Source organism: Enterobacter cloacae complex sp. 677-3DZ2D5B (genome assembly GCF_004136695.1).
GTDB lineage: Bacteria > Pseudomonadota > Gammaproteobacteria > Enterobacterales > Enterobacteriaceae > Enterobacter > Enterobacter hormaechei_C.
This window is the reverse complement of the sequence record NZ_QFLS01000001.1, coordinates 616,319-628,430: the sequence shown is the minus strand read 5'-3', so window position 1 is coordinate 628,430 and position 12,112 is coordinate 616,319. Positions and strand designations below refer to the sequence as shown.

11 protein-coding genes are annotated in these 12,112 nt (G+C 53.5%); 7 read left to right on the top strand and 4 right to left on the bottom strand.

Features of this window, described 5'->3' with window-relative positions:
* Positions 1-49 precede the first annotated feature (49 nt).
* Positions 50-328 (bottom strand): YeaC family protein, encoded by a 279-nt coding sequence (locus DD597_RS03130; protein WP_003857863.1) that lies wholly within the window; start codon positions 326-328, stop codon positions 50-52.
* Between the two features lie 41 nt (positions 329-369).
* A complete protein-coding gene (msrB, locus tag DD597_RS03125) occupies positions 370-783 on the bottom strand; it encodes a peptide-methionine (R)-S-oxide reductase MsrB (RefSeq protein WP_003857865.1) in 414 nt (137 codons plus the stop codon).
* A 341-nt stretch (positions 784-1,124) separates the two neighbouring features.
* Between msrB and gapA the strand changes: the two genes are divergently transcribed.
* Both gapA and DD597_RS03115 read left to right on the top strand, forming a co-directional pair.
* Positions 1,125-2,120, top strand: coding sequence for a glyceraldehyde-3-phosphate dehydrogenase (gene gapA, locus DD597_RS03120; RefSeq protein ID WP_006809136.1), 996 nt, complete (start codon positions 1,125-1,127; stop codon positions 2,118-2,120).
* A 74-nt stretch (positions 2,121-2,194) separates the two neighbouring features.
* Positions 2,195-3,079 carry a D-hexose-6-phosphate mutarotase gene (locus tag DD597_RS03115; protein ID WP_023324474.1) on the top strand — a complete coding sequence of 295 codons (885 nt, stop codon included), beginning with the start codon at positions 2,195-2,197 and terminating at the stop codon, positions 3,077-3,079.
* A 66-nt stretch (positions 3,080-3,145) separates the two neighbouring features.
* On the opposite strand, the gene DD597_RS03110 is transcribed toward DD597_RS03115, so the two are convergent.
* Positions 3,146-3,892, bottom strand: coding sequence for a MipA/OmpV family protein (locus DD597_RS03110; RefSeq protein WP_129255946.1), 747 nt, complete (start codon positions 3,890-3,892; stop codon positions 3,146-3,148).
* A gap of 432 nt (positions 3,893-4,324) precedes the next feature.
* Between DD597_RS03110 and yeaG the strand changes: the two genes are divergently transcribed.
* From yeaG to DD597_RS03095, 3 genes are all read left to right on the top strand, one after another.
* Positions 4,325-6,259, top strand: coding sequence for a protein kinase YeaG (gene yeaG, locus DD597_RS03105; protein WP_129255945.1), 1,935 nt, complete (start codon positions 4,325-4,327; stop codon positions 6,257-6,259).
* Between the two features lie 89 nt (positions 6,260-6,348).
* Positions 6,349-7,632, top strand: coding sequence for a YeaH/YhbH family protein (locus tag DD597_RS03100; RefSeq protein ID WP_017384692.1), 1,284 nt, complete (start codon positions 6,349-6,351; stop codon positions 7,630-7,632).
* A gap of 99 nt (positions 7,633-7,731) precedes the next feature.
* Positions 7,732-8,232 (top strand): YbaK/prolyl-tRNA synthetase associated domain-containing protein, encoded by a 501-nt coding sequence (locus DD597_RS03095; RefSeq protein WP_022650816.1) that lies wholly within the window; start codon positions 7,732-7,734, stop codon positions 8,230-8,232.
* A 20-nt stretch (positions 8,233-8,252) separates the two neighbouring features.
* Here DD597_RS03095 and yoaI read toward each other — a convergent pair whose 3' ends face one another.
* Positions 8,253-8,354 (bottom strand): small membrane protein YoaI, encoded by a 102-nt coding sequence (gene yoaI / locus DD597_RS25090; protein WP_017384693.1) that lies wholly within the window; start codon positions 8,352-8,354, stop codon positions 8,253-8,255.
* 287 nt (positions 8,355-8,641) lie between these two features.
* On the opposite strand from yoaI, the gene DD597_RS03090 reads away from it, so the two are divergent.
* Entirely contained in the window at positions 8,642-9,973 is a 1,332-nt protein-coding gene (locus DD597_RS03090) for a glycoside-pentoside-hexuronide (GPH):cation symporter (protein ID WP_044596273.1), read from the top strand.
* A gap of 15 nt (positions 9,974-9,988) precedes the next feature.
* The gene (locus DD597_RS03085; protein ID WP_023315858.1) at positions 9,989-12,025 is read left to right on the top strand and encodes a TIM-barrel domain-containing protein; all 2,037 of its coding nucleotides are present in this window, start codon (positions 9,989-9,991) and stop codon (positions 12,023-12,025) included.
* Positions 12,026-12,112 lie beyond the last annotated feature (87 nt).

Genomic DNA, 12,112 nt, shown 5'->3' with positions numbered 1-12,112 from the left:
AGCCCTCTCCCTTTGGGAGAGGGTTGGGTGAGGGCATAAACCCGCACCGTTATTGCATTTTCATCGTCGCAATCGGCTTCGGCGTGATGCCGAAGTCTTCTTTCAACTCGCGCTTGCTTTTCATCACCATCTGACCGTTAGTGTCGATGGTCATGTGCTGGGCGTCGGTATTGTGACGCGCCTGCCACAGCATCACCAGCTGCAAGCTGTTCTCTTTTTGCTCAGGTGTGAGCGCCACACCGTCCGGCCATTTTCCCAGCTCAACGGCCGTCACCAGACGCTGATAAACCTCCGGGGTCATACCTGCAATCATGTCATCAATATTCATGATCTCTCCCTTTCAAAGGAATAATTTGCTGAATCGTTTTTTCAACCCTTGGTCTGGTCGCCGTTTTCATCATCGGTAAAGCTCATGGAAGCCGAATTTACGCAGAAACGCTCCCCCGTCGGCTGCGGGCCATCCGGGAAGACATGCCCGAGATGGGCGTCGCAGTTCCCGCAACGAATTTCGGTGCGCACCATGCCGTGCGAGGTGTCCGTCAGGTAGCGGATCGCATCATCGCTGACAGGCTCGTAAAAACTCGGCCAGCCGCAGCCAGAATCGTACTTCGTCTGGGAGTTAAACAGCGGTGCATCACACACCAGGCAGTGGTAGACGCCTTCCCGTTTATTGTGCAGCAAACGCCCGGAAAACGGCGGTTCTGTGCCGTGATTTTGCGTCACGTAAAACTGCATCTCTGTAAGGTTTTTTTTCAAATCGTCGGGGTTACGTTGGTTCGACATATGCTTACATCTCGCTGTTGAAACAGACATCTTTTAACCCAGATTCTAACAAAACATTAACACCCGCGCGTGCACTTTTGTTCTAAACTTATGTGTCGCGAAAAGGCGGTCAGGCAATTGTGATCAATTTCACATTTTAATCCTGCGAGGCCTTTAAAATTCCGGGCGCAGCCCCCATGTGGTTGCTAGCTCAAAGGGAAAGTGAGGCGAGTCAGTCGCACAAACGTTAGTCACAGGATTGATTTGTCGCAATGATTGACACGATTCCGCTTGACGCTGCGTAAGGTTTTTGTAATTTTACAGGCAACCTTTTATTCACTAACAAATAGCTGGTGGAATATATGACTATCAAAGTAGGTATCAACGGTTTTGGCCGTATCGGCCGTATTGTTTTCCGTGCTGCTCAGAAACGTTCTGACATCGAAATCGTTGGTATCAACGATCTCCTGGACGCTGAATACATGGCGTACATGCTGAAGTACGACTCAACTCACGGTCGTTTCGACGGCACCGTTGAAGTGAAAGACGGCCACCTGGTTGTTAACGGCAAAACCATCCGCGTTACTGCTGAGAAAGACCCAGCTAACCTGAAATGGAACGAAATCGGTGTTGACGTTGTAGCTGAAGCTACCGGTATCTTCCTGACCGACGAAACTGCACGTAAACACATCACTGCGGGTGCGAAGAAAGTTGTTCTGACTGGTCCTTCCAAAGACAACACCCCAATGTTCGTTCGCGGTGCAAACTTTGAAACTTACGCTGGCCAGGACATCGTTTCCAACGCATCCTGCACCACCAACTGCCTGGCACCGCTGGCTAAAGTTATCAACGACAACTTCGGCATCATCGAAGGTCTGATGACTACCGTTCACGCAACCACCGCTACTCAGAAAACCGTTGATGGCCCGTCTCACAAAGACTGGCGCGGCGGCCGTGGCGCGGCTCAGAACATCATCCCATCTTCTACCGGTGCTGCTAAAGCAGTAGGTAAAGTACTGCCAGAACTGAATGGCAAACTGACTGGTATGGCGTTCCGCGTTCCAACTCCTAACGTATCCGTTGTTGACCTGACCGTTCGTCTGGAAAAAGCTGCTTCTTATGAAGAAATTAAGAAAGCAATCAAAGCTGCTTCCGAAGGCCCAATGAAAGGCGTTCTGGGTTACACTGAAGACGACGTTGTATCTACCGATTTCAACGGCGAAGTGTGCACTTCCGTGTTCGATGCTAAAGCAGGTATCGCACTGAACGACAACTTCGTGAAACTGGTTTCCTGGTACGACAACGAAACTGGCTACTCTAACAAAGTACTGGACCTGATCGCTCACATCTCCAAATAAGTTGAGATGAGTGCTTGATCCTAAAAGGCGACTTCGGTCGCCTTTTTTATTGTTTTTAGACAGAGGATTGCTTAATGATTAATAAAATTTTTGCACTTCCGGTAGTCGAACAACTTACCCCTGTGCTCTCCCGCCGTCAGATTGACGGTGCCGATATCATCGTCGTTGATCATCCGCGCGTTAAAGCCTCCGTCGCGCTCAACGGCGCCCACCTGCTCTCCTGGAAACCAGAAGGTGAAGAAGAAGGCCTGTGGCTGAGCGAGGCCACCTCGTTCAAAAGAGGGGCGGCGATCCGCGGCGGCGTACCGATTTGCTGGCCATGGTTTGGCCCGTCAGCGCAGCAGGGATTACCGTCTCACGGTTTCGCCCGTAACCAGCAGTGGACGCTGAAAGCCCACAACGAAGATGAAAACGGCGCGGTGTTGACCTTTGAGCTCCAGGCGAATGATGAAACGCGCGCCCTGTGGCCACATGAATTCACCCTGTATGCCCGCTTCAAGCTGGGTAAAACCTGCGAGATTGAACTGGAAGCGCACGGCGAATTCGAAACTACGTCCGCCCTGCACACCTATTTCAACGTAGGCGACATTCAGGCCGTTAAGGTGAGCGGACTTGGCGATACCTTTATCGACAAAGTGGATAACGCGAAAGAAGGCAAGCTGGACGACGGCGTGCAGACTTTCCCGGATCGTACCGACCGCGTATACCTGCACCCGGAAGCCTGTAGCGTCATCCACGACAGCGCGCTGAACCGCGGTATTGATGTGGTTCATCACCACCACAGCAACGTAGTGGGCTGGAACCCGGGCCCTGCCCTTTCCGTCAGCATGGCGGATATCCCGGATGACGGTTACAAGACCTTCGTCTGCGTGGAAACCGCGTGCGTGACCGCGCCGCAGAAAACCAGCGAAGAAAAACCGTCCCGCTTAGGCCAGACGATCAAGATTGTGAAGCGCTAATATTGTTCAGGCATCATAAAAAACAAACGGGGCGCAAGCGCCCCGTTTTAATGCATTACGTTCTGGTCAGAACTTGTAGGTCACACCTACAGAGAAGATGCCAGACCAGGACTTGTCGACCATCGGGCTGTCTTTCACTTCATCGCTCAGACGAATGTAACGGCCAGTACCGTACACATTCCAGTCACCGAGGAAGTTATACGATGCGGTGAGTTCCAGGTACGGGTCCCAGCCATCATCCGCGCTGTAGCTATTCAAACCACAGCGGCGAGACTCCGCTTTAGACACGCCATAGTAGTAGTCGTTGTAATTTTCGCTGCTGTACTGCACACCGATACCCGGCGTCAGCGTCACTGCGCCGTTGGTATAGCGGTAAAGCCACGCCAGATCCCAGATGAAGCCGTTGCTGTTGTCCAGGGTATCGCCCGCCAGCGCAGTGCGCAGGAAGCCATACTCGGTATTATGGACGTAAGAAAGCCCCGCCATCAGTGAGCTTCTGCGTTTGTCCAGTTGACGAAGCGCATTGCTGTCGCTGTCGCCTGGTTTAAAGTGCGTTGGGTCGTAATAGGCCATGATGGAGAGCTTATCGGCCGTATCGTTCCACAGATAGTAGCCGCCGCCCAACCCACGGAACCAGAAGTTATCGCCTTCATAGGTGACAACGGGGACAGGATAAACGTCGCGGTCATACTGCTTGTACGGGCTGTTAATCACGCCAGCACCCGCGCCAACAGTCCACTGGCTCTCAGCCTGTACGGTGCTCGCTGCGGTAGCGGCAAGGATGCCCAATGCCAGAAGTTTGAGTTTGGTCACAATCCATTCTTTCCTGTAGTCAAATAATCAGCGGGTGAAGTGTAACCGCCATTCCCGTACATCCCAAAATTTTTTGCGCACTAATCCGTTTGATTAACCCGTTATTTTTCATTTTTCAGATGACATCCCGCTTTCATTTATGTGACCGATAAATGAAAAACCCGCTTTTCGCTTATAACCGCAGTGGAAATTTTTGGATGAGTTATTGATATGTCATTGAAAGTAGATTTTATCCGTATGCAAGTTTTGCAATTGCCATCTACGCTTTAATTTAAGAAGAGGTTTTGCTGAACACCCTGCGGTTCATAGCCTTCGACCTGGCACACAGGTTGCTGCTCTGGCAGTGAGGTGCGAAAAATTCTCTTCCGGGAGCCTCCACTACTCATACGAACGGCTCTTATCCTGTGCTAAAAAACGAAAGGACGGCATGCCATGAATATATTCGATCACTATCGCCAGCGCTACGAAGCTGCCAAGGACGAAGAGTTCACACTGCAGGAGTTTCTTACCATTTGTCGGCAAGATCGCAGTGCCTATGCCAATGCGGCAGAACGGCTATTGATGGCTATTGGTGAGCCAAACATGGTTGATACTGCCCTGGAGCCACGGCTTTCCCGTCTCTTTTCGAATCGGGTGGTCGCCCGATACCCGGCGTTTGAAGAGTTCTATGGCATGGAAGATGCCATTGAGCAGATCGTCTCCTACCTGAAGCATGCCGCTCAGGGGCTGGAAGAGAAGAAGCAGATCCTTTACCTGCTGGGTCCTGTCGGTGGGGGTAAATCCTCCCTGGCTGAACGGCTGAAAGTGCTGATGCAGCGCGTGCCGATCTATGTGCTGAGCGCCAACGGCGAGCGCAGCCCGGTCAATGACCATCCGCTGTGCCTGTTTAATCCGCAAGAGGATGCGCAAATTCTGGAAAAAGAGTTTGGCATTCCGCATCGCTATCTCGGTACAATCATGTCGCCGTGGGCGGCAAAACGTCTGCACGAGTTTGGCGGGGACATCACCAAATTCCGCGTCGTGAAAGTGTGGCCGTCTATCCTCGAGCAGATCGCCATTGCCAAAACAGAACCCGGTGACGAGAACAACCAGGATATCTCGGCGCTGGTGGGTAAAGTCGATATCCGTAAGCTGGAGCATCACGCGCAAAACGACCCGGATGCCTACGGCTATTCCGGTGCGCTGTGCCGTGCCAACCAGGGGATTATGGAATTCGTCGAGATGTTTAAAGCACCGATCAAAGTGCTGCATCCGCTGCTGACCGCCACCCAGGAAGGGAACTACAACGGGACGGAAGGTATTTCCGCCCTGCCGTTTAACGGGATTATCCTTGCCCACTCTAACGAATCTGAATGGGTGACCTTCCGTAACAACAAAAACAATGAGGCGTTCCTTGACCGTGTGTACATCGTCAAAGTGCCTTATTGCCTGCGGATCTCCGAGGAGATCAAGATTTACGAAAAACTGCTCAACCACAGTGAGCTGGTCCATGCCCCTTGCGCACCGGGAACGCTGGAAACGCTGTCGCGCTTCTCGATCCTGTCGCGCCTGAAAGAGCCGGAAAACTCCAGCATCTACTCAAAAATGCGCGTGTATGACGGCGAAAGCCTGAAGGATACCGACCCGAAAGCGAAATCGTACCAGGAATACCGCGATTACGCCGGGGTCGACGAAGGGATGAACGGTCTGTCGACGCGTTTCGCGTTTAAGATCCTCTCCCGCGTCTTTAACTTCGACCACGCGGAGGTGGCCGCCAACCCGGTACATCTGTTCTACGTGCTGGAACAGCAAATTGAACGTGAACAGTTCCCACAGGAGCAGGCTGAACGCTACCTGGAGTTCCTGAAAGGCTACCTGATCCCGAAATACGCCGAGTTCATTGGCAAAGAGATCCAGACCGCCTATCTGGAATCCTATTCCGAATACGGCCAGAACATCTTCGACCGGTACGTCACTTACGCTGACTTCTGGATCCAGGATCAGGAGTATCGCGACCCGGATACCGGCCAGCTGTTTGACCGTGAATCCCTGAACGCGGAACTTGAAAAAATCGAGAAACCAGCCGGGATCAGCAACCCGAAAGACTTCCGAAACGAGATTGTGAACTTCGTGCTGCGCGCCAGAGCGCATAACAACGGCCGCAATCCGAACTGGACCAGCTACGAAAAACTGCGCACCGTTATAGAGAAGAAAATGTTCTCTAACACGGAAGAGCTGTTGCCGGTTATCTCGTTCAACGCCAAAACTTCAACCGACGAGCAGAAAAAGCACGACGATTTTGTCGACCGTATGATGGAAAAAGGCTATACGCGCAAACAGGTCCGCCTGCTTTGTGAATGGTATCTGCGCGTGCGTAAATCGTCTTAAAACAAGTGCCCGGTAACGCGCTTACCGGGCCAACAAAATGTCCGGCACTTACGGACGCTGCAAGTTGGCAAATGCAGTACGGGGGATATATGACCTGGTTTATTGACCGGCGTCTTAACGGCAAAAACAAGAGCACGGTGAATCGCCAGCGCTTCTTGCGCCGTTATAAAGCGCAAATTAAACAGTCGATCTCCGAGGCCATCAACAAACGCTCGGTGACCGACGTCGACAGCGGCGAATCCGTCTCCATCCCCAACGATGACATCAGCGAACCGATGTTTCATCAGGGGCGTGGCGGCCTTCGCCATCGTGTACACCCAGGTAATGACCACTTCGTCCAGAATGACAGAATCGAGCGACCCCAAGGCGGAGGCGGCGGTTCTGGCAGCGGTCAGGGGCAAGCCAGCCAGGACGGAGAAGGCCAGGATGAGTTTGTCTTCCAGATTTCAAAAGACGAATATCTCGATCTGCTGTTTGAGGATCTGGCCCTGCCGAATCTGAGAAAGAATCAGCACCGTCAGCTCAACGAGTACAAAACCCATCGTGCGGGCTATACCGCAAATGGGGTGCCCGCCAACATCAGCGTGGTGCGTTCACTGCAAAACTCGCTGGCGCGACGCACGGCGATGACGGCAGGCAAACGGCGCGAACTGCGCGAGCTGGAAACCAGCCTGAAAGTAGTGGAAAACACGGAACCGGCGCAACTGCTGGAAGAGGAGCGCCTGCGAAAAGAGATTGCCGAACTGCGGGCGAAGATCGACCGGGTGCCGTTTATCGACACGTTCGACCTGCGCTACAAGAACTACGAAAAACGCCCTGAGCCTTCCAGCCAGGCGGTGATGTTCTGCCTGATGGACGTGTCAGGTTCAATGGATCAGGCCACCAAGGATATGGCTAAGCGTTTTTATATTCTGCTCTATCTGTTCCTGAGCAGAACGTATAAGAACGTGGAGGTGGTCTACATCCGCCATCACACTCAGGCGAAAGAGGTGGATGAACATGAGTTCTTCTACTCGCAGGAGACCGGTGGCACCATCGTGTCGAGCGCCCTGAAGCTGATGGATGAGGTAGTGAAGGAGCGCTACGATCCGGCGCAGTGGAACATCTACGCCGCGCAGGCATCGGATGGCGATAACTGGGCGGATGACTCGCCGCTGTGTCATGAAATTCTGGCGAAGAAGATCCTGCCGGTGGTGCGTTACTACAGCTACATTGAAATTACCCGTCGCGCCCACCAGACGCTATGGCGTGAGTATGAGCATCTGCAAGCGATGTTTGATAACTTTGCGATGCAGCACATTCGTGACCAGGATGACATCTATCCGGTCTTCCGGGAACTGTTCCAGAAACAGTCATCCACCAGCAACGCATGACCCAACAGCCAGCGCTCCCGCTGGCTGTTTTCTTTCAGCCCTCTCCGTCCCGTGCTAATGTAGCAAGCTACGTATTGGCAAATCACAGGTGAAATCGTTATGTCTGATGACGTGACCGGGACGACGACCCATCAGCGGCTAATCAGCTTATTAACCGAGCAGGAGGCGCGCTTTCGCGTGGTGGCGCATGAGGCCGTTGGGAAATGCGAAGCGGTCAGTGAAATTCGCGGGACCGATCTCCGGCAGGGTGCAAAAGCACTGGTCTGCAAGGTAAAAGGCAACGGCGTTAAGAAACATATTCTGGCAATCCTTGCCGCCGATCGGCAGGCCGATCTGAGCCTGCTGGCCAGCCATTTCGGTGGGCTAAAGGCCTCTCTCGCCAGTCCGGCAGAAGTGGATGCGCTTACCGGCTGCGTTTTCGGCGCCATTCCCCCCTTCAGCTTTCATCCGGATCTGACGCTGGTCGCCGATCCGCTGCTGTTTGAGCGCTTCGATGAAATCGCCTTTAACGCCGGCCTGCTGGAAAAATCGGTGATAATGGATACCCAGGACTATCTGCGTATCGCCCGTCCTGAACTGGTGACGTTCCGTAAACAATAAATACAGCGGCTGGCTAACGGTCAGCCGTTTTCCAGCAGCAGCACGGAAGCAATCAAAATAATCGCGATGATAAAAAATGATGAGGAAATAATTAGCGTTTCGACAAACATAGGATCGTTCATGATGCCCTCTGCTTTGCCCATTTACCTCTTTTTTACTCCCCCACAATGACAGCTAAATGACAATGACGCGTCCGCGAAAAGACGATTTTTTTCGCTGAAACGATTCGCTGTTAACTATCCTCCTCCGTATAAAGTCACTGTTTAAATACTTTATTTGTTACCGGTATCACGAAAAGAAATTTACGTAACCCCGATGCCAGATCTCGCAATTGTTAACCTTTTCATCCTGGTTAACCCTGTTTACGGAGCACCTCAAAAATAAACCTTACACTGGCAAGGTGAATACAATGACCGAGATAATTACCCGTAAAGAAAAGATCAGTTATGGGTTAGGCGATATGGCGAGCCATATTGGGCTGGATAACGTCATTATTTTTCTGACGTTTTACTATACGGACGTGGTGGGGCTACCTGCCGCATTCGTGGGCACCATGTTTCTTCTGGCGAGAACCGCCGATGCCATAATAGACCCGGCGATGGGCTATATCGCTGACAGGACGCGCACGCGCTGGGGCAAATTCCGTCCCTGGATGCTGTGGCTGGCGCTGCCCTTTGGCGCAAGTTGTCTGCTGACCTACGCCGTGCCGGCGTCCCTCGATCTGCACGGTAAAATGATTTTCGCTACCGTCAGTTATACCCTGATGATGCTGATGTATACCGCAATCAATATTCCCTATTGCTCCATGGGCGCGGTGATTACGCCCGACAACGATGCGCGAATTTCCCTCCAGTCTTATCGCTTTTTCCTTGCCACTTTGGGTGGCGCGCTGTCGACATTCTTTATGATGCCGCTGGCAGAGTTTTTAGGTGGCGACGATAAATTACTGGGCTACCGCTGGGCAATGGCCATTATGGCGACCGTCGCGGTCGTCATGTTCTGGATCTGCTTCGCCAATACGCGTGAACGTATTAAGGCTCCCGCTACCCACAATAATTATCTTGCGGAACTGCGGGATTTATTACGAAACGACCAATGGCGGATTGTCGCCGTCCTGGTATTAACCAACATTGGTTTTGGCGTTATTCGCCTTGGCGCAATGATGTATTTCGTCACTTATTATCTCGGTAGCGCAAGCTATTTTATGTGGATGCTCGGGGCGCATATTCTCGGGAAAGCCGCAGGCAGCGCGCTGGCCAAACGTCTGACGCAGAACGTCAGCAAAGTGCAGATGTTTGGATACTGTTCCGTACTGGCGGGGGTACTCAGCATCGCTCTGTTCTTTGCGCCTAAGTCGGTGCTTATTCTGGTGCCCATGACGTTTATCGTCTCCACCCTTTACCAGGCCACCACCACGCTGATGTGGGTAATGATGGCGGACGTCGCCGATTACGGCGAATGGAAACAGGGCAAACGCATGGACGGCGTGATCTTCTCCACTTTCCTCGCCGTACTCAAGTTGGGGATGGCGATCAGCGGCGCGATTGTTGGCTGGACGCTGGGCTTAAGCGGTTATGTTGCCAATGCCCCGGAGCAGACCAACACGGCCATGTACTGCATCATCGCCCTCTTCACCGTCGTGCCTGGCGTCTTGTCACTCTGCGCGTTTGCCACGCTGCGCTGGTATAAGCTCGACGACAGCACAATGCAATCCATCCATCTCGCCAAACACCCTGTTTAGAAGGACGCGTTATCCATGAGTGAGCTGATTCAACATTCCAACAGCATCGAATGGCGTTTTGAACGCCAGATCCTGCGTATTGAACCGTGGGGAGAAAACAGCCTGCGCGTCAGGGCCACCTGCTCCCCGGCTTTTGAGGACGCCTTACAGGCACTGTTGCCCGCCGCCCCTTGCCAGGCTGAGATTATCGCCGAAGCGGAAAGCCTGACGCTGCGCAACGGCAATATTACCGCGACGCTGAACCTTAAAGGTCAGCTGGCCTTCTACAATCAGCGCGGCGAACTGCTGCTGGAAGAGATGTGGCGCCAGCGTTCAACGGTGGGTATCGGTGCCAGCGAGAAGAGTCAGGATAAATATGTCAGCGCCCTGAAGCTGGATGGCCGTGAATTTAAGCCGCTAATGGGGGGAAAATATCAGCTCACCGTCCGGTTTGAATCGCGTCCGGATGAACGCATCTATGGCATGGGTCAGTATCAACAGCCGTGGCTGGATCTGAAAGGCTGTACGCTGGAACTGGCGCAGCGCAACTCCCAGGCCAGCGTGCCCTTTATGCAGTCCAGCCTTGGCTATGGCCTGCTGTGGAACAATCCGGCGATTGGTGAAGCCAGCTTTGCAAAAAATCAGACGGAATGGCGCGCCCGCGTGACGGGAGAAATGGACTACTGGATCACCGCCGCTGACACGGTGGCGGATATCACCCGCCAGTATGTAAAAGCCACCGGAACTCCGCCCGCCGCCCCGGCGTTTATCAGCGGGCTGTGGCAGTGCAAATTACGCTACCGTACCCAGCAGGAGGTGCTTGAGGTTGCGCGGGAGTATCGCCGCCGTAATCTGCCGCTGTCGGTAATGGTCATCGACTTTTTCCACTGGCCGAATCAGGGCACCTGGTGCTTCGACCCCGTAGACTGGCCCGACCCTGAAGGGATGGTCGACGAGCTGCGCGAAATGGGTATTGCGCTGATGGTGTCGGTGTGGCCAACGGTAGAGGCGCGCAGCCCTCTCTATCCGCTGATGAAAGCCAAAGGCTGGCTGGTCAGCAGTGAACGTGGCGTGCAGGTCAACCTCGACTTTATGGGCAATACCACCTTCTTTGATGCGACCCATCCTGAGGCGCGGAAATTCGTCTGGGATACGGTGAAGAAAAATTACTACGACATGGGCATTAAGCTGTTCTGGCTGGACGAAGCGGAACCGGAATACCGCGCCTATGATTTTGACAACTATCGCTACCACGCCGGTCCGGTACTGGAAGTGGGCAATCGCTACCCGCGTGATTTTGCGCAGGGCTTTTACGATGGGCTCCAGGCAAACGGTGAAACCGACATTGTTAACCTTGTACGCTGCGCCTGGGCAGGCAGCCAGCGATTCGGCGTGCTGGCGTGGTCGGGTGATGTCCACTCCTCATTCCATGCTTTTCGCAATCAACTCGCCGCGGGACTGAATATGGGCCTGGCGGGGATCCCATGGTGGACGACCGATATCGGCGGCTTCCAGGGAGGGAACGTTAACGACCCGGCGTTCCACGAATTACTGATCCGTTGGTTCCAGTGGGCGGTGTTTACACCGGTTCTGCGCATGCACGGCTATCGCGAACCGCAGATCCAGCCTCCGGAGCGCTACCGTGACGGCATTCCTCAGTGTAACAGCGGTTCGCCTAATGAGCTGTGGAGTTACGGAGAAGAGAATTACGCCATCATGCAGCACTGGCTTACCGTGCGCGAAACCCTGCGCCCGTATATTGACGCGTTGTACCAGCAGGCTCATCTGCACGGAGACCCGCTCATGCGTCCGCTGTTCTGGCACTATCCGCAGGACAAGCAGAGCTGGGCGTGTGAAGATCAGTATCTGTTTGGCGAAGATCTTCTGGTGGCACCGGTTATGCAGGCCGGCCAGCGTGAGCGCGATGTCTGGTTGCCGACGGGCAATAGCTGGGTCGCTCTCAACGGTGAGCGCTACGCCGGTGGGGAGCATATCAGGGTGCCTGCGGCGCTGGAAACCATCCCGGTGTTTATCCGCGAAGGAAGTCCGCTTATCCAGCAGCTGGTGGACTGACGTCAGGCAAGTGCCCAAAAATAGACAATTTTTTCAGTAAAGCCTGCCTGCCGTCGCGTTTGCGCGTAAAGTAAGCAGGCTTACTAT